Annotated in this window: 14 protein-coding genes and 1 pseudogene; 3 read left to right on the forward strand and 12 right to left on the reverse strand. The window is 51.8% G+C overall.

Annotated features, from left to right (window positions below):
* Nucleotides 1–177: 177 nt before the first annotated feature.
* The 5 genes and pseudogenes from CVV30_04190 to CVV30_04210 form a co-directional block, all read right to left on the reverse strand.
* Nucleotides 178–711 (reverse strand): hypothetical protein, encoded by a 534-nt coding sequence (locus CVV30_04190; protein ID PKL70559.1) that lies wholly within the window; start codon nt 709–711, stop codon nt 178–180.
* A gap of 93 nt (nt 712–804) precedes the next feature.
* Nucleotides 805–1,690, reverse strand: a pseudogene (locus CVV30_04195) (endonuclease III).
* 140 nt (nt 1,691–1,830) lie between these two features.
* On the reverse strand, nt 1,831–3,645 hold the full coding sequence (locus tag CVV30_04200; protein ID PKL70560.1) for a DNA mismatch repair protein MutL: 1,815 nt from the start codon (nt 3,643–3,645) through the stop codon (nt 1,831–1,833).
* A complete protein-coding gene (locus tag CVV30_04205; GenBank protein ID PKL70561.1) occupies nt 3,642–6,320 on the reverse strand; it encodes a DNA mismatch repair protein MutS in 2,679 nt (892 codons plus the stop codon). The genes CVV30_04200 and CVV30_04205 overlap by 4 nt, the downstream gene beginning before the upstream one ends.
* Nucleotides 6,321–6,378: 58 nt before the next feature.
* The gene (locus CVV30_04210; protein PKL70562.1) at nt 6,379–7,107 is read right to left on the reverse strand and encodes a hypothetical protein; all 729 of its coding nucleotides are present in this window, start codon (nt 7,105–7,107) and stop codon (nt 6,379–6,381) included.
* A gap of 111 nt (nt 7,108–7,218) precedes the next feature.
* Between CVV30_04210 and CVV30_04215 the strand changes: the two genes are divergently transcribed.
* The gene (locus CVV30_04215; protein PKL70563.1) at nt 7,219–9,384 is read left to right on the forward strand and encodes a thioredoxin domain-containing protein; all 2,166 of its coding nucleotides are present in this window, start codon (nt 7,219–7,221) and stop codon (nt 9,382–9,384) included.
* Here CVV30_04215 and CVV30_04220 read toward each other — a convergent pair.
* The 3 genes from CVV30_04220 to CVV30_04230 form a co-directional block, all read right to left on the reverse strand.
* The gene (locus CVV30_04220) at nt 9,353–9,829 is read right to left on the reverse strand and encodes a pyridoxamine 5'-phosphate oxidase (protein ID PKL70564.1); all 477 of its coding nucleotides are present in this window, start codon (nt 9,827–9,829) and stop codon (nt 9,353–9,355) included. The genes CVV30_04215 and CVV30_04220 overlap by 32 nt on opposite strands.
* An 84-nt stretch (nt 9,830–9,913) precedes the next feature.
* Nucleotides 9,914–11,281, reverse strand: coding sequence for an MBL fold metallo-hydrolase (locus CVV30_04225; GenBank protein ID PKL70565.1), 1,368 nt, complete (start codon nt 11,279–11,281; stop codon nt 9,914–9,916).
* Between the two features lie 86 nt (nt 11,282–11,367).
* Nucleotides 11,368–12,681 carry a hypothetical protein gene (locus CVV30_04230; protein PKL70566.1) on the reverse strand — a complete coding sequence of 438 codons (1,314 nt, stop codon included), beginning with the start codon at nt 12,679–12,681 and terminating at the stop codon, nt 11,368–11,370.
* 129 nt (nt 12,682–12,810) lie between these two features.
* Here CVV30_04230 and CVV30_04235 point away from each other — a divergent pair, with 129 nt between their 5' ends.
* Both CVV30_04235 and CVV30_04240 read left to right on the forward strand, forming a co-directional pair.
* A complete protein-coding gene (locus CVV30_04235) occupies nt 12,811–13,494 on the forward strand; it encodes an HAD family hydrolase (protein ID PKL70567.1) in 684 nt (227 codons plus the stop codon).
* Nucleotides 13,495–13,636: 142 nt separating this feature from the next.
* Nucleotides 13,637–14,179: an arginine decarboxylase, pyruvoyl-dependent gene (locus tag CVV30_04240; protein PKL70568.1), complete on the forward strand. Its 543-nt coding sequence runs from the start codon at nt 13,637–13,639 to the stop codon at nt 14,177–14,179.
* A gap of 22 nt (nt 14,180–14,201) precedes the next feature.
* On the opposite strand, the gene CVV30_04245 is transcribed toward CVV30_04240, so the two are convergent.
* The 4 genes from CVV30_04245 to CVV30_04260 are packed head-to-tail and all read right to left on the reverse strand — an operon-like array spanning nt 14,202 to nt 19,264.
* Nucleotides 14,202–14,969, reverse strand: coding sequence for a carbon monoxide dehydrogenase maturation protein (locus CVV30_04245; GenBank protein PKL70569.1), 768 nt, complete (start codon nt 14,967–14,969; stop codon nt 14,202–14,204).
* Nucleotides 14,970–14,989: 20 nt separating this feature from the next.
* Nucleotides 14,990–16,024 carry a hypothetical protein gene (locus CVV30_04250; protein ID PKL70570.1) on the reverse strand — a complete coding sequence of 345 codons (1,035 nt, stop codon included), beginning with the start codon at nt 16,022–16,024 and terminating at the stop codon, nt 14,990–14,992.
* A 3-nt stretch (nt 16,025–16,027) separates the two neighbouring features.
* Nucleotides 16,028–17,929, reverse strand: a complete 1,902-nt coding sequence (locus CVV30_04255; protein ID PKL70571.1) for a ferredoxin — start codon at nt 17,927–17,929, stop codon at nt 16,028–16,030.
* Complete coding sequence (locus CVV30_04260) at nt 17,930–19,264, reverse strand: acetyl-CoA synthase (protein ID PKL70572.1); 1,335 nt, start codon at nt 19,262–19,264, stop codon at nt 17,930–17,932.
* Between the last annotated feature and the right edge of the window lies 1 nt (nt 19,265).

Here is a 19,265-nt window from a genome sequence, read left to right on the forward strand (position 1 = left end):
GTTCTTTGTGATCGGTTTAGCGATGATGATCATGCAGGATCTAAAACGCCTCGATACCATCAACCTTGGCTTTTCCCTGCCATTTGCCATTATGTTCTATATCGGCCTGATCTTTATGATCATCGGGTACTATCTCAAGTAACCCGGCAATTCTTTTTTGCCTCTGCCGGAAGGAAACTATCTCTTCTTTTCTTTCCCGCTTCCCGTTGTATCCGGTTTTTTCTCCGGGCTGATCTTGATCTCGCACTGGCGATCCCCGTGGCACATGGACCGGACAAACCGTGCCGAGTAATCTTTTTTTAGTGCAGGAATTGTCGTGAGCGTGAGGGCCATGCATTTTGGGAAGGTATGCTCTCCCAAAGCCCCGGTTTCATGAGCCACGGAAAGAAGCGGGCAGCGTTTGATGAGAATGACTGAGCCGTCTTCCGACACGTCAAGGGTCTCGCTCCGGAACTCCGGGCCAAAGAGGATGGTCATGACGATGTGCAGACTCTCTGCCAGATCATGTGCGTTATTCATCGGCAGCGAGAGATCCCGGGCAATGGTAAATGCCCTTTTGGATAATTCAATCCAGATCTCCCGTTCAATATCATCGAATTTATCGCACAGTACCTTACGGAATGCAACATCGTACATTGCAGGAAGCCGGGCTGCACAATCCGCTGCAAGCCGCCACTTGACATCATCGGGAATGGATTTGAGGTCAGGCATCTGTGCATCTCTCCCCTTAATGGTGTATGGGAAACAGGGTTATATCAATGAATGTGTCGATGCAATTTTTTAAAATATTGCTGTCTGCATATCTCATGAAAAAAGGGAATAACAGTTTTGTGAGCAACTGATGAAACCCTCCTTTTCCAGTGCTTTGATAATCCGGATAATCCGGTCTGGTTCATCACTGATCATGGCCACTATTTCGTCAATGGTGATTTCCGGTGTTTTTAGAAGTAATGCAATAATCCTGCCACGGATCTTTCGATCCGATCCTTCAAACGGTGATTGTTTTGCATAATGGGCGCTCTTCCGGTTTGGATTTACCCCATTTTTTTTTGAGCGCAGTCCCGAGGTCCATCAGTGCCCAGTACCAGACCCGGGGATTTTCCCGGTACACTGACTTTTCCGCGAGCGGGAGAATTTCTATATCGCTGATGGCATCCGCATCGGGAAAAAAGTAGTGGATGAAGACCCTGCGGATGTTGGTCTCGATGAATACGACCGGCATGTTAAAGGCAAATGCACAAATTGACGACGCTGTTGCCCTGCCAATACCGGGAAATGTCGCAAGAGTATCGACATCTGCAGGAAGTGTTCCGCTATACTCATCCATCACCCGCTGTGCACATTTCTGCAGGGATAGTGCCCGCCGGTTATACCCCATCCCCTGCCATGCCGCGAGAATATCTGCGAGCGGGGCCTGAGCGAGTGTACGAAAATCGGGAAAGGCCGTAAGAAATTCCGGGTACTTAACGGTAACCCGCTCCACCTGCGTCTGCTGGAGCATGATCTCGGAGACAAAAATCCGGTAGGGATCGGTAGTGTCGCGCCATGCCATGGGACGGCCATGGTCGCGGTAATAATCCAGTACCATTTGCTGGAATAATGAAATGTCCGTTACCGGATCAAATTTTTTTGAAAAGGTCTGTACCTTATTTTCCAGCGTTACCTGGCGCGTACTTTTCCTGTTTTTCATGGGTGGGCCGTATGTTTTTTGACATACGATCTTTTCGGGCATGAATTATAATTATTCAGTTCGTGACAAAACCGGAAGAAATTCTGTTGATCGAATGGATGCTATCCCTTCTGTCTGAACAAGGGAACCGGTCAAAAAACCTAAATCCGCTTGAACATGGCATCGAGATCTGCCCGGCTGAACCGGATAATTGTCGGCCTTCCATGCGGACAGGTGAACGGGTTTTGTGTACGCCGGAGCTGGTTGACAATGCGCTGGCATTGTTCATGGGTACAGACCGTTCCTGCTTTGATCGCCCCGCGGCAGGCAATGATCCGGGTAAGTTTTTCCCGGCTGTTGACCGGACGCACCGGAACCGTGCTGACCAGATCACTGATGATCTCGTCAATAATCGTGGTATCTTCCATCCGGCCAAGTACTACCGGCACGGCCCGGACAAGGTAGGATGTGTTGCCGAACTCTTCGAGCAGGAATCCCTCCTGTGCCAGTCCCGGGAGCAGTTCGCGCAGGATGGCTGCTTCCTTTGGCGTGCGATGGATAATGACCGGCGAAATGAGTTCCTGGGTAACGGGACTTCCCTGTGAACGCGCAATCACCTGTTCATAGAGGATGCGTTCATGGGCTGCATGCTGGTCGATAATCATCAGTTCATCGGTGACCGTGCGGACGAGAATGTAAATCCCGCCAAATTCGCCGATAACTTCCATTGCCGGGAGAGGTGACTGGACTGGCGTGAGTCCGGTCAGGAGCTCGGTCTGGCGAAGGCGTTCGTCGGAATCAATGGTTCCTGCATGCGTGGATTCGCAGACCCCGGATGGTTCCGGGCCGGCCGGAATGTATTGCTGGTCCGGGATATATTGCCGGGCCGGTTTACTGTCCGTAAATTCCGGCAGGGAGACCGGTACCTGTGCGGGAGATTCTGCTACCGGGATCAGGTCATGGCTGAGCAGGGCATCCGATACGGCTTTTTTTATGATCTCGGTGATCTCTTTTTCCCGGGAGATCCTTACTAATTTTTTTGTCGGGTGGACGTTTACATCCACAAGGCCGGTATCAATCTGCAATGAGAGGAATGCCACCGGGAACCGGTCTTTGGCAAGCAAAGTTCCATAACCCGCCCTGACTGCCCCGTTGATGATGGATGAGGAGATGAAGCGCCCGTTGATGGATACCAGCATCCGTGCGGCATCTTTTCGTGAAAGTGCCGGGCGTGAGATATACCCGGCGATCGTCATGATGGGAACGGTCGCCTCTACCGGGATCAGGTGCTTTACTGTGTCAGTACCAAAGAGGCGGGCGATGGTGTCGATTGTACGTGGTGACCGGTCGGTCACCATCTGTTCATGGTTATTGTAAAAAATGCGGAATGAGATCTCCGGGTGGGAGAAGCAGACCCCCTCCATGATCGTGTGGATATGAGCGAGTTCTGTGTTCACGCTTTTCAAAAATTTTTTCCGGGCCGGGGTATTGAAGAACAGATCTTCCACAAGGATGCTGGTACCTTCCGGTGTACCGATACCGGTCGTTTCTGTTACCGTGCCCCCGGAAACTATCATTTTTGTGCCGGCAATGGTACCTGAATTATGGGGTCTGGTGACGAGCGTTACGCGGGAAACTGCGGCAATACTGGCAAGGGCCTCGCCACGAAAACCGAGCGTACGGATGGTGTCGAGATCTTTGATGCCGGCAATCTTGCTGGTCGCGTGCGGTACAAATGCAAGCGCAGCATCCTGCGGTGACATGCCACACCCGTCATCAGTGATCCTGATGCTGCTGATTTTTCCATCCGATGCCAAAAGATCGATGCGGATCGTGCGGGCCCCGGCATCGATCGCATTCTCGACAAGTTCCTTGACTACAGACGCAGGGCGCTCAACAACCTCGCCGGCTGCTATCTTGTTGACTGTTGCCGGGTCAAGGATATGGATAACCGGGATGGAATCTTCGCGGCTCATGGCGTCGTGTTCCGGTCCAGGGTCTTTTTGAGTTCGGCAATCTTTGCAAGCGCCTGCATGGGGGTCATCTCGTCCGGGTTGACCCGGGCAAGTGCCCGGAGCGTGGGGTGTTCAACAGGAATGACCGGTTCTGCTGCATTATCGACAAGGAGGATCTGCGTATAGCGCTGGGGGCGGGTGCCGGCCGGGACGGCCCGGTTCATACTCTCGGAGAGGAGCACTTCTGCCCGCTCGGTTACTTTTTTCGGGATGCCGGCAAGGCGGGCCACATGGATACCATAACTCTTATCCGTGGCACCGGGGATGAGTTTTCGCAAAAATACCACCTCTTCTTTGGTCTCTTTTACCGCGAAATGATAATTTTTCACCCGTTTGAGTTGCTCTTCCATGGCGATCAGTTCGTGGAAGTGCGTGGCAAAAAGGGTCTTTGGGCCGGTGGTAGTTTTGCCGTGCAGGTATTCGAGCACTGCTTTTGCAATCGAGCACCCGTCCACCGTGCTGGTTCCCCGGCCAATCTCGTCAAGAATAACGAGGCTCTTTGTCGTAAAATTATTCAGGATATTTGCCAGTTCGAGCATCTCGACAAAAAAGGTACTCTGCCCGCTTGCGAGATCATCGAAAGCCCCGACCCGCGTGAAGACCCGGTCAAGGATGCCGATGCTGGCATGACGGGCGGGAACAAAACTTCCGGCCTGCGCCATGATGCAGCAGAGGGCGACCGTGCGCATGTAGGTGGATTTACCCGCCATGTTGGCCCCGGTGATGATCATGATCTGGGTCTGGCTGCCCGAAAGTTCGGTATCATTGGGAACAAATCCTCCCGCAACCCCCTGTTCCACGACAGGATGACGCCCGTCCCGGATCATGATCGCATCGCCGTCATTGAGCTGCGGGCGCACATAGTCCCGGGTCTGGGCAACTTCGGCAAGCGCAGCCGCAACGTCGAGCGTTGCGATTCCTGCGGCAATTGACTGGAGGAAATCGACCTGTTTCTGCAGGGTTTCTATAAGTTTGGTATAGAGCTCCCGTTCGAGCGCTAGCACCCGCTCATCGGCATTGGTGATGAGGGTCTCTTTTTCCCGGAGTGCGGGGAGCGTATACCGCTCTCCCGTTGCCGTTGTCTGCTTGCGCTCATAATGCGCCGGGACAAGGTGCAGGTTGGGTTTGGTGATATCGATATAGTAGCCGAAGATCCGGTTATATCCGATCTTTAACGACTTTATCCCCGTCAGTTCGCGTTCCTTTGCCTGCAGTTCAACAATCCAGTCCTTGCCGGAGTGCAGGACTACCGTGATCTCATCGAGTGCCGGGGAATACCCGCGCCGGATCACACCGCCATTGCGGGCAATGGCCGGGGGTTCGTCAACGATCGCTCGCTGGATAAGATCAATGGTCTCCGGAAGATCCCGGATCTGTTCGAATGCTTCCTGCAACAGCCGGGGCTGGTTTTTAGTACCCAGTTCTTCTAATGGCTTCCTGAGTTCCGGCAGCGTGCTGAGCGATTCTGCAAGAGCGAGGAGATCGCGTGGCCCGGCATTGCCGTACGCGATACGGGCTGCAATCCGTTCGATATCTGCCACACGGGAGAGATGAGAGCGCAGGGCAAGCCGTTCTGCGGTATGTCCTGCAAGGTACTCGACTGCATCGAGCCGGTTGTTAATGGCGTCAATGTCGGTGAGCGGCCGGCTCAGGTTCCGGCTCAAGAGCCGGCTTCCCATGGATGTTTTTGTGAGATTTAGGCAGGAGAAGAGGGTTGCGCCTTTCGATCCTCCGCGGATGCTCTCCATCACTTCGAGATTGCGCAGGGTGATGGCATCGAGCATCATGCTCTGGGCCGATGTGCGCCGTGACATGCTGGAGATATGGGGGAGCTGGGAGTACTGGGTTTCCTGGGCATAGGCAAGTGCTGCCCCTGCTGCACCAACTGCTGCCGGTTCATCATCGCATCCGTACCCTGCAAGTGAGGGAACGCGGAAGTGAGATGTGAGAAGGCGGTTGGCCCGTTCCTCGTCAAACTGTGCATCCGGAACCTTGGAGACCAGGACGCCGCGTTCCCGGATACGCTCTTCCAGATCCTGCGTTACGGAAGATGGCAGGATACACTCTGCCGGGTGATACCGGGCAATCTCTGACAGGATATTCTGGTGATGGGCGTCCTGCTCGATAGTGGTGACAAAAAATTCACCGGTTGATATATCGAGCAGCGCTATTCCCCATAGGTTTTTCCTGTTATCCGGGCAGATGGCCATCAGGTACGTAGCCGCGGACGAGGAGAGCATGGATGAATCGATAACCGTGCCGGGCGTAATCACCCGCACGATCTCCCGCTTCACGATCCCTTTTGCGGTTTTGGGATCTTCGACCTGATCGCAGATGGCAACCTTGTAGCCTTTGCCGATCAGTTTTGCGATATAACCGTCAATTGCGTGATAGGGGACACCGGCAAGCGGGATGGGATTGTCGCCAATCTTTGACCGGGACGTGAGCACGATCTCCAGTTCCCGGGAGATGATCTTTGCATCCTCTTCAAAGGTCTCGTAGAAATCGCCGATGCGGAACAGGAGGACGGTATCGGCAAATTTCTCCTTGAGCTCGCGGTACTGCCGCATAACCGGGGTAAGGCGGGGGCCTGCCAGTTCTGTATCGGATTCTGCCTGAGGAGACTCACGGACCATGGGTGCAGAAATGTAGCCTTCCGGATCAATTAATACCGATCTTTTATGCACTCCCTGCTCATGCAGGGTGCCGGTGGAGACAGATGATGATAAGGGGAGACGAGAGCATCAGCGCTATCAGCCCGAAACCAAGCCCAAGGGCAAATCCCATGCCAATGATGCGCATGATTTCCGTAAGAATACTGACTGACAAAGGGTTCTGGCTCCAGAGTACGAGTATACTGGCGATGGCAAGGATGCAGCACCCGATGGCTGCGTTTTTCATATCCTGCATGCTCGGCGCTGCTGACAGGATAAGACTGAGTACCAGGTACAGGTAAAGAAGAAACCATGCATTGAATTGCACTACGAGATTCTGGGTAAATGTTCCCAGAATTGCACCCCCGGTTAATATTACGGTATCCGGTGAATCGAAGGTGAGGGGAAGCGCCGGGAATATACAGCCGAAGTATGTTGAAAAAATCCATGTGCAGAATGCGAGCACAAGGGGGATACCAAAAAGTGGTGCGGTACTTATCACAACATTTCCCATGACCGGAATCGCCGGGGGATTGTAGGTGACGGATCCACCGCCTTTTGAGAAAAGCACCACCTTTTGGATTTTTGCCCCGGTGATCAGGCAACCGAGTACATGGGCGCATTCATGGACAACAACGCCGGGTGCGCGCAGGAAATAGTAAAAAAACCTGACCGGTATACACCGGGCCCAGAGAAAATCCAGTGCCAGCGAGATGAGGATAACCGCAATGCCTGTTGCAATGACGAGGAGATACCCGGCAATATCCATGAAAAATCCTTAAATTATCTTGTACTGTTGGCGGCATTTATCATAACCTGAGTGATTTCGCCCGATTGTACTTCTGAAAGGCTCATAATGTCAGCGCGCCCATGAGGCATTATGCTGCCGGAAGTTCCTTTGGCCGATAACGGACGGGAAGGCGACAAAATTCATAACCGGCTGATGCACGAGAAGAGCCCGTACCTGCTCCAGCATGCGGGAAACCCGGTGGACTGGTACCCGTGGGGCGAGGAAGCTTTTTTGCGGGCTGCCCGCGAGGATAAACCGGTCTTTCTGTCGATTGGGTATGCGACCTGCCACTGGTGTCACGTGATGGCGCATGAATCGTTTGAAGATAGTGATGTGGCTGCCCTGCTCAACCGGGATTTTATTTCCATAAAAGTCGATCGCGAGGAGCGACCGGATATCGATAGCGTTTACATGGAAATCTGCCAGCAGATGGCGGGACAGGGCGGCTGGCCGCTGACGATCGTTATGACCCCGGAGAAAAAGCCGTTTTTTGCTGCCACGTACATTCCCAAAGAGACCCGGTTTTCCATGATGGGCCTGCTCACCCTCCTTCCCCGGATTACCCAAATGTGGCGGGAACAGCGATCGGATCTCATCCGGTCCGGTGACCGGGTAATTGCTGCCATTTCTGGCCCGGCGAGATCTCCTTACGGAACAAAACCGGATAGCGAGCTCCTTGATGAAGGCTATAACGCTCTGCTCCTCCACTTCGATCCCGTGTACGGGGGATTTGGTAATGCCCCGAAATTTCCCACACCTCATACCCTTCTCTTCCTGCTCAGGTACGCCGTGAGAAAAGCAGATTCCCGGGCACTCTCAATGGTGGAAAAAACCTTTCATGCGATACGGAATGGTGGCATCTACGATCACCTGGGAGGGGGTATCCACCGGTACTCGACCGATGCAAAATGGCATGTGCCTCACTTTGAGAAGATGCTCTACGACCAGGCCCTGCTGGTGATGGCAGGTACTGAAGCGTACCAGGCAACAAAGAACCCGGAGTACCAGAAGATCGTTGAGGATATAATCAGTTATATCATGCGGCAACTCTATTCACCCGAGGGGGCTTTTTTCTCGGCTGAAGATGCTGACAGCCCGGGGGGAGAGGGCGCATTTTATGTCTGGACCCTGCAAGAGTTCGAACAGGTGCTGGGAACCGATGATGCCGCGCTTGCAGCGCTGGTATATGGGGTGACCCTGCAGGGCAATTTCCAGGATCCTGAGCGGGGTGCCGGGTATAACATTCTGTCCCGTCATCAGCCACTCACCGCTATTGCCGCATCCCTGGAAATTGCTGAGCCGGAGCTGGTTCTACGCATAGAATCGATTCGCACCCGGCTTTTTGCAGCAAGGGAGCAGCGGCCCCGTCCTTTGCTCGATGACAAGGTGCTCGCTGACTGGAACGGGTTGTGCATTGCAGCACTTGCACAGGCCGGGCGGGTTTTTAATAATCCGGCCTATGAAGAAGTTGCAAAAAAAGCCATGCAGTTTGTCCTGACACGGATGCGCAGCAGCGACGGGGGTCTCCTGCACCGGTACCGCAACGGGGATGCAGCAATTCCGGGATTTGCTGATGATTATGCCTTCATCATCCATGCGCTCATCGAACTCTATGAATCCAGCTTCGATGAACAATTCCTTATCACCGCTTTGGAACTGAATAGCTATTTTTCCGGGCATTTCTGGGATGGAAAAAATGATGGTTTTTTCACCGTATCGGATACTGCCGAAGCACTGATCCTTCGCAAGAAGGAGATTTATGATGGTGCCATTCCTTCCGGGAACTCTGTTGCATTTATGAACCTGGTGCGATTATCCCGGTTGACCGGTGATGCTTTGTTAGAAGAGAGAGCATCTGCCCTTTCGCGCAGCTTTTCCGGAACCCTGAGCCAGTCCCCGTCATCGTACTCATGGTTCCTCTGCGGGCTCGATCAGGTTCTCCTGTCCCAGGATGTAGTGATTGTTGGCGATCGTAATGCCGAGGACACGAAGGCGTTGATTCTCGCACTGCGATCGGATTACCTGCCCTCGGTAACCATCATGCAGATTTCATACGGCCCGCAGGCATCGGCAATCGCAGATATCGCCTCCTTTACCCGGGACCTTGTCATGATCGAGGGAAAGGCAACTGCCTATATCTGTTCCGGTCATGCCTGTTCGTTACCGGTCACGGATCCCGAAATATTCCTTTCAACATTGGATTTATCAAAAAAGGATAAAAAAATTAAAGATTTTTCAGCGCTACGAGATCCTTGACCCCGACCAGTTTCCAGACAAGCGAGCGTTCTTCTTTACCGATTGCAGCCGGGGGGTCCAGCGGTGAATGACCCAGTGCTGCAAGGATATTGCACGACAGGTTACGTTCGACAATAAGGTCCACGAACTTTTCCCGGATGATCTTCTTCTCGATCGAATCGTGGACTTCTTCTAAATATCCCTGCAGGGTCACAAACGTGTAGGATGAGAGATCTTTTGTGTATTTTTCGATCTCTACCGATACATAGGGGCTTTTGCGGAAATAATCGATCTTTTTCCCGTACTTTGTCGAGAGGAAATAGAGAAACGAACCGTCAAAAACGTATAAAAACGGTGCTATATACGGGTATTTTTCCCCCTGGAATGCGATACGGCAGATGTATCCTTTCTCGATCAGGTGGTCGTATTCCTGTTTTTCCATCCTTGGGATCTTGATTATTTCCATATATTCACAACAATCTGCATTTCCTTACCAAAGGAGATAAACCTTGTTAATTTTTGCCCGGATAAAAAAAAAAGATCCCGGTAATTATTTTTCAATAGCGAATCCTGCACGTTTCCACGCGGTCATTCCTCCCAGCACATTGGTCAGGTTTGTATAGTTATGGAAGGCGAGGATGCTTCCTGCAAGACTTCCCTTGTAACCTGCATCGCAGATGACGATAACCGGTACATCTTTTGGGACCTCATCGAAATGATCGGGAAGTTCTCCGATATACCGGTGGTGCGCATGCCGGATATGACCCACGGAATTCCAGTTTTTGCTATCCCTTACGTCAAGAATATACGGGGATTCGTTCTCGAGACGTGCCCTGAGCTGCTGCACGGAGCAGGTGGGAAGAACAGCGATCTCCTGGGCAGATTTTGTCCACAGGGGAAAACCACCGGTAAGATATCCTGCAATATTGTCGTAACCCAGCCGGATGAAATGACGCTGCACGGCATCAAGCGAGAGATTAAAATCATCGATAATAACGATCGGCTGCTCGTAATTGAGGATCCATCCCATAAACGCGGGGAGCCCCTCGCGCCAGATAGAGATACTTCCCGGGATATACCCTGCGCCAAAGCTCGTGGGTGAACGGATATCCAGTACCTGGCATCCCGATTTCCTGAGGGTATTTATTTCACTGACCGAAAGGGGCCTGAGATCAGGAATTCTCTGCAGGAGCGGGGCACCTTCCTTGTTGTACTGCTCCATTTTCCTGAAATAGGGGGGAACATAGGGAGATTCTTTGATCTTTGCAGAGACAAACGCCTGTTGGTCCATCAGGAGCCAGCAGTTTGTTATTTTTTCGTATCCGGCTGTGGTAAACGGGTGATCGGCAATATCCCCCCCACACACTGAGCCGGCACCGTGGGCTGGACATATGATGGTGCCATCCCCGAGCGGGAGGATTTTTGTCGTGATGCTCTGGTAAATTTTTGCTGCCATCTCTGCATTGCGATTCGTGCCATAGAAATCTGTCCGGGCAATATCGCCGGAAAAAAGAGTGTCGCCGCAGAAAACCATGTAGGGTTGTGGTGAAACTTCCTTATCGGTGAGGACAAGAGAGATGCTCTCTTCCGTATGTCCCGGGGTTTCTATTACCCTGAGTTCAAGCGAACCAAACCGGAAAACATCGCCTTCCCGAACGGGTCTGCCATACGAAAAAGCCATGGCTGCACCGTGGTATATCGCAGCACCGCAGCGGGAAGCAAGTTCCTGCGATCCGATGACATAATCTTCATTCCGGTGCGTTTCGAAAATATGGGTGATCACCAGATCATTTTTCCGGGCAATTTCAAGATAAATCTCACAGTCCCTGCGCGGGTCAATTACCGCAGCCTGCCCGCCTGAACCGATAAGATAGGAAATATGAGAAATTCCTTCAGAAATAATCCGCTCAAACAACATTGTCTTTTCACCAGTACTCTGGAACTATATTTCCGGTTGGTAAAAATGTTCTGAAGAGTGGAGGACTCGTATCAGGACCTGCACGCCTATCTTGTATAGGGATATTTCAGGAGCAACGGTTCTGTATTCCCGCTCGCCAGACGGGATTGTATGATCTGGCAGATCTCGCGTAAACTGATGGGTACATACCCAATCACTTCTGCACTCACATTGATTCGCCGCTCTAAAAAATTGATGAAAGGATAATGATGAAGATCATTGTTATGGTGGTGACCATGAATCACCCAGCCCTTGAAATCTGCCGGGGCATTTGCGGGATCATGGATCAACAGAAATGAAAATCCCTGGTAATCGAGTTCCGAGCACGGAATTGCATCCAGATCCGTTCCATCATGATTCCCGGCAATAAAGGTGATATTGCCCTGCAGTTGTTCACGATAATAATCAGCCACCTGTGCATGGGCCCCATAGCGGAAATCACCCAGGAAATATGCTCTCCCCGTTTCAGAAATTACAGAATTCCAGTTGGCGATAAGCACGCGGTCCATCTCACCGGGATCGGAAAACAGGAATGGCCGGGAGCAATAACGGATAATATTGGCATGACCCAGATGAAGATCTGAAATCACAAACAGGTCATCAGAAGTTTCCGGTTTTCTGTCAGTACGTTCAAATTCCTCTGTGCAGCGATAGTGACAGAGCGTTTTTTGCCATGACTGGGAAGAATGGCTGCCCTCTCCAAAGACCCAGCATTTCAATAAAAGATCGTATTCGGCCTCGATCTTTTCTCCGTGCATAACGGTAATCCTGAGCCCGGTTTCATCCAGCGTAACCGGCCAGATAATTATCCTGTGTTTCAGGTGCAGGGTTTGTTTCAGCCTTGCCAGAAAACCCGAGAGTTTTCGAAAGTGTGATCGATCGATGTGGGGAAGAACATCTGCTGATTTTCTAATAACAGAAAAAATATCTGCGGCCTTTTTTAGTTCGAGCCGGTTTGCCACAGTCACGTGGAACCATTTCTTGTCAGGATATGCATCCCAGCCATTATGGCTCTGGGTAAGGGGAGTAAGGGCATTTGCGAGCAATGCAGTAAGCTCCCGTAAGGATTCTGAGGATTTTACCGGAAAGGCAATGACACTGCCATGCATGCCCTCACGTTTTTCCCATCCGTCAATCATGAAAGGGATAGGATCAAATCCCGATGCAATTTTCCCGATGGTATCAAGGAGTTGTTCCTGACTGATACCGTCATTGAGAGTTAATGGCCCGAACAGGGTTACGTGAGGATGCCGTTCGATAAATGGCCCCAGGTGGAATTTCCTACCGATAGCAAAAACTGTCTCTTTTACCCGCCATTTGGTCTTTCCAAGACGGATCTCAATGAGATAGGTATCTTCCATGGTCAGGGTTCCGGTCAATATCCTTTTTGATGACGCATTTTTATGTTAACTCTCTGATCAGAAAAATGCCCTGATCAATAATCCTTTGGTTATGGCAATACCATTATGGTAGCAATGATAATGCCGGAAATGCAGAAGGGCAGGGAAATAACAACACTCCTCTTCGACATGGATAATACTCTTTTTGATCTGGTCGACGCACAGATCGCGTCCTGCCATGCGGTCGCAGAGTTCTTAGGAACTGGAGACGGTGACGCACTGTTTGAGTATTTCCTGCGCCCTGTACGGGGATTTGAAGCACATGAAAATATTCTCGATTACATGACGGACAACTCGCTCTCTCCGGATAAAATGTATTCAACTGCATGCCGGATTTACGAGACGGAAAAACTCCTTTCCATTACGCCTTACTCCGGAGTAAAAGAAACGCTTGAACTGCTCCGGCAATCCGGGTACCCGATGGGAATTATCACGGACGCCCATTCGAAGGATGCGACCCTCCGTCTTGAAAAAGTCGGGCTTCTCCCGTTTTTCTGTGGCATGGTAACGTCCGATATGGTTGGGGTAAAGAAACCCGCACCTGACCCTTTCCTCTTTGCCCTTGAGATGATGCGGGCAAAAACCCATGAGGTGCTTTTAGTGGGAGACAGCCTGCGGCGGGATATCGAGCCCTGCAGGCTGCTGGGCATTCGTTCGGTCTATGCCCGTTATGGTGACCGGTTCTCTGATGCCAAAAGCGCATCTGAAGCAGATTTTACCATCGATGCAATGGATGAGTTGCCCGGAATTATTGCCGGTCTTGCTTCAAAATGATTTTTTTGTGGTTGAAGGCTGCCCGGTCAAAAAATCTGAAAGGGCGCGGCAGGATATTTCGCTGACAAAAACCTTTGATTTGATGTAATTTGGATTATAATGTCCAAAACTTAAAAAGGGAAACGGATAATATTTTTAAAATATGTTTGTTCCGACAAAGATCTTTTTCACTAAGGGAGTAGGCGTTCATAAAGATCATCTCGCTTCCTTTGAGCTTGCTCTGAGAAAGGCCGGGATAGAGAAATGTAATCTTGTGTATGTTTCAAGTATATTCCCTCCCAATTGCAAACAGGTATCCAGGAAAGAGGGGTTAAATCAACTGCTTCCCGGGGGTATCACGTACTGTGTTATGGCCCGGAACGATACCAACGAGCCCAACCGCCTGGTCTCTTCAGCAATAGGTCTTGCCCTGCCCAAAGATTCCGAGGAATACGGGTATCTTTCCGAACATCATGCTTATGGGGAAACCCAGGAAAAGACCGGAGAATATGCCGAAGATCTTGCTGCAACGATGCTGGCTACCACCCTCGGTATTGAATTCGATGTGAATCTTGCCTGGCAGGAACGCGAGCAGATATACAAAGCAAGTGGCAAGATTATCAAAACAAAAAACACCTGTCAGTCCGCTGAAGGGGACAAAAACGGCCTCTGGACGACAACAATTGCCGTAGCCGTTTTCCTTTAAAACTTTTTTTTAAATATTTTTTTTAAATGGTTGAATGCTCTTTTGCGAGTGCCCGTATTTTCTCTGCCAGTTCCAGCACGGCAACGCGGGCAGGGCTCCCAACAGGGATTTGTGAGACCGGTGTTGCAGCAAGATCCGCTGCCTCCACGTTCGGATCATCCGGGAGTAATGCAATAGGAGTTTCCGTACCGATATCGACCGGTGCCGTGCCGGTTTTGTACTTATTGAAAACAATATGGATCTTTTCAGGTTCCAACCCGAGCTGGGTGGCAATCTCCCGTATCCGTGAGATTGTTCTCAGTCCACGGGCACCGGGGTCACTTACAATAAGAAGCATATCGGGTTTTCCTATGGTCCCCCTGCTGATATGCTCCATGCCCGCTTCCGTGTCAATAACAATAAAACGATACTCCCGCTCAAGCTCGGTCATGCATTCTGACAGGAGATCGTTTGCAAAACAGTAACACCCGCTGCCTTCCGGTCTCCCCATGGCAACCAGATCGAATCCTTCGGCTTCAACAAGTGCCTGCCGGAACCGGAACCGGACATAACCGTGCCGGTTCATACCCGGAGGGATCTTCCGGGTAAATGCCTCCTCGCGCATACTGCCAAGGGTCTCATGGATGGTCACGCCAAGCGCTTCATGGAGATTTGCATTCGGATCCGCATCTACGGCAAGCACCGGTTTATCCCCGAGTTCGATGAATGAACGCACGAGCAGGGAACTAAGAGTAGTCTTACCGGTTCCGCCTTTACCGGAAACAACTATCGTGAATGGGTGGTGGAGCATAAAAAAACCTGTCTTTAAGTTCAACTGTTTATGGTGTGAACTCGCTTTGAAATTTCCGCGGCAGCCTGCATGATGGAACCGGCAGAGGCGCGATCGGCAAAACGAATGCCGCAACTCGGCGTGATGAGGGATTGCGCATCGAAGAGATCTTCGGGCATGCGAGCGCAGAGCTGCGTGCGGATATCGAGATATTTCTGGTACAAAGAACCGTTAGTCTCGGTGACAAAGATCCGAAAATCCGCAGGAACAATGCCCCATGCCACAACCCCGCCCCGTTCCATATAGCCGGTGATGGTATCAGCGTACAGCAGGAATTCCTTTGCCGTTGTATAGGCATCGATGGAGACAACCGAAGGATTGAGTCCCAGGACAAATTCCCAATCCGTATTCGAGCAGCAGTGGATGCCGAGGCCTCCTTCTACCAGCGATGCGATATCTTCCCAGCCGGCTTTCACCGTCTCCTTGTCAACAGGCACGACCGAAGACCCAAGGGACGCAAGATAGGGTTCATTGAGAACGATTAAGGTCTCTTTCACTCCGGTCTGCTTTTGCATCTCGACTTCACACCAGCGGGCTTTTAAGGCCAGCATCTTTGCCAGCACATCGGCGAGCTGGCTGTCGTAATAGATCGGGCGCTTGTCTGCGTCTACGACCTGCATGCCAAACGTGACCGGACCGGTTACCTGGAATTTCAATATACCGGTATTGGCGAGATCGCGCGTCATCATCTCGGAAAATGCTGAGGCATAGTCCTTGTGCAGGGCATAAGGAGTGAAATTCTGTTCAACATAATCCATGTATACCTGTTCCATTGCTGCGGTCTGGTCGGTGGTGCTGTCAAAGAGGAGACGGTCATCGCGAATAATCCTCCCGGGCAACTGTTCGGAGTCGTTAAAGACGATACTCTCCAGTTGTCCCCGGTCGGGTAATGTGGGGATGTAGGGAAAGGAGGGAAAGATTTCCAAAACATCGTTGCATGCTTCGCGGGGATCCTTGTGGGGGAGGGCACCGACACCGGTTGCCTGTGAATGGGGGGAAGTGATCATCTTTGCCATTTTTCACTCCTTTGCAATCCGGCAGGTATCCAGCAGTTTCTGGACCATGGGAAAGAGCGTCAGGTCCGTATGGGGCAGGAATGTGCTGGAGGTGTACTCATCCATGAATGACGACTCGGCATTCAGCTCGATATAGGCAATCCGGCAGGCAATCTCATCAAGGGTCTTTCTCTTTCTCCGGTTGATGAGTGCAATATTGGCCCCGGTTACTGCACCGTTGCCGATATTGATAATCCGGTCGATGCCTATCTCCGGTATCAGGCCAATGATGGTGGCATTCTTCTTGTTGATGTAATTGCCAAATGCCCCGGCAAAATAGATGGTGGTAATTTCCCGGTGGGTAATGCCGGCCTGTTTCATCAGGGTCAGGCAGGCCGCATGCACCGATGCCTTGCTCATGATCAGGTTTTTGATATCATTTTCTGTTATGACAATATCTTTTCCCAGATCGGTTTCAGCTGCCCAGGCAACAACAAATTCGGGGAAGTGACCGTTAGTCCGTATCCGTGGGTTGGCTATACCGGTGTTGATCCTGCCGGTGCGGTCGATGACACAGGTGCAGAGAAGTTCTGCGAGGAGGTCGATAAGGCCGGATCCGCAGATGCCCCGGGGTTTGATGCCATTGATCGTGGAATAGACCGGGTTGAGCGTGCCCGGATCGAGCGTCAGTTTCTCGATAGCCCCCGGGTTTGCCCGCATGCCAAATAGTACCTCGCCACCTTCAAGAGCGGGGCCGGCTGCGCCCGCACACGAGAACATCCACTCGTTATTGCCAAGCACGATTTCAAAATTGGTACCAATATCGATCAGGAGGGAGATCTCTTCTCTCTCACCCATGCCGCAGGTGAGAATATCGGCTATGATATCGCCACCGATAAAGTCGCTTACCGCGGGGAAAACAAAGAGCCCGCCGTTTTTATTGCAGGCAATGCCGATCCTGCCCGTAGCCACCGAAAGTGCCCTGCGGACTACCGGGACATAGGGTTCTGCGATCATGTATGCCGGATCGATGCCAAGCAGCATATGAGTCATTACGGTATTTCCTGCCACAACCACTTCGTAGATATCCTCCCGGTCGACTCCTGCGGTATTGGATGCCGAAGTGATCGCAGTGTTGATACTCTCGGTCGCCAGTGCCTGGAGTTTGTTAAGCCCGTTCTTACGGGCAAAATTTACGCGGGCTAAAATATCCTCGCCGCAACTGATCTGGCGGTTATAATTCGATGCAATCCCGGCAATTTTGCCGGATACAAGATCCCAGAGGTACACGACAATTGTTGTAGAACCAAGGTCAACTGCTGCACCATAGAGTCTTTTGGAGGTATCATTTTCCTGCAGGTCCACAAGACGGTATCCTCCCGGTACAAGAGAGACTGTGCCGGTTGATTTCCATTCGGCATGGCGCAGGATTGCCGGGATTTCCCTGAGCACTTCCAATGGCACATACATCTTTTCAGCGGCCGGACCCCCGCTTTTCTGGATGCCCCAGAGCAGACGGGAAAGGTCCGGTGAAGGATCGGAGAGTGTGGGGGGCTGGAGTTCCACGTAATATTTCCTGACAGACGGGTGAAATTCAATGGCAGTATCCTGGCCTTCGATGAGGATCTTCTGTTCCTGTATCAACGTGCTCTCGGGAATAAACACCTGCAGATCACTATCGATCGTTGTCTCGCAGGCAAGGCAGGCACCCCGTTTGAGTTCATCTTCGGTAATAAACCGCCCGTATTTTTGCGCATCAAAGCTAGTCTTTCCCGATTGGACATACACTACACATTTCCCGCATTTCCCCTGGCCCCCGCAGACAACGTTGATGTTCAGCCCGGCCCGCTGGGCCGCATCGAGGATAGTGCTGCCCCGTGCGATCTCGATCTTGCGATACCCGGGGAGGAACGTGACGGTCCGCATTTATTGCTTCCACTCCTCGTGCAGGTACTCCCCTATTTCGGCAGCGTCCCGTGGACCGACTAACACTTTCCACCCGGTTGCCTCTTCAATCCTTCCCGAAAGTGGGGATGCGTAGCCCGGTATGATAAGTTTCCGGTGAGATACCTCGTCTTCGACTGCGAATTTCTTTATCGAATCCCGTACCAGTATCTCGCTCAGTTTTCCTGCGGCAACGGCTGTCAGTACCGAGAGCCCCTCCGTGTCGACAATCAGCATGAAGCAGGGCATACGGGTGGATTCGAGATAGCCCTGCAGGGTAAAGAACGTGAGGGAAAAGTTCACAGTCATCAGGACGGGTGCATCTTTTCCCGGGTTACCCACGCGGTACAGGCCCGGGTTCATCTGGATGGGTTTCTGGGGATCGGTGTAAATATTCTGGCGCAGGGTCAGGACGGCTTTTGTCGTTGCCGGGGGAAGGGGAGTGGAAACGATCACGGCAGCATATTTTGCTATGCCTAAGGTAATTGCCGCATCCTGTTGATCCATGACAGAAGCATCGAGAAATACCGGGTACCCGAGATCGGGGGCTTCCCGGGTGATAGCAAGCTGGCGTACCGTGGTAGAACGGACAATAAATGCCTGCAATGATTCCGGAGAAAGATCCAAAATGAGGTCCTGCACGCCATCAGCCGTGCAGTCTTTTGCCAGTAACACGAGTTCTTCGATTGTTTTACCCCGGATTGCCAGCGGGCACCCGTGCTGTTTTGCCAGGGTACAGAGTTCCTTGCGGTTCTCCTGCGTTGCCGCATGGATCAGGGGGCGGTAGGTACCACAATGGGCCAGGGCTGCTGAAAGGGCTGTTGTGTCCGTTGCCATCAGTATGAGTGGCAGGTCGGCAGTTTTTTCAACGGTCTCGACAGCCCGGGCAAACTGTTCGGGAGAGCCGCTGGCATTTTCTATCGCAATCCCGTTAAACCGGAGATCCGCTCCCACCCGGGTAAATGACTCGTCCCGGACACGCGCTGTTACTGCTGAAATCTCATCAGGACTCAGCGTGTCGCTAATCTTAAACAATATACCCGGGGGGTGATAGAACGTCTTTTCGTGACGGTAGAGTACAAACTCTTCACCAACAGCAAAGGACCGTTCCCCGATTCCGAGCTTCACAAGCCTGATTGGCGGGCGTGTCGTTGCACCCAGCACAGCTTTGGCAGCATCATCCAGGTAGGGACAGAGGTCCACATCCGCTTTGCCCCCGGCAAGTTTCATGGCAAATGTAAGGCAGGTGGGGTCACCGCATTCCTTGCAGTTTTTCTTGGGCAGGAGTTTGTAGATGTCGAGTGCCTTGAGCGCCATG

This window comes from Methanomicrobiales archaeon HGW-Methanomicrobiales-1 (assembly GCA_002839675.1).
GTDB lineage: Archaea > Halobacteriota > Methanomicrobia > Methanomicrobiales > Methanospirillaceae > Methanoregula.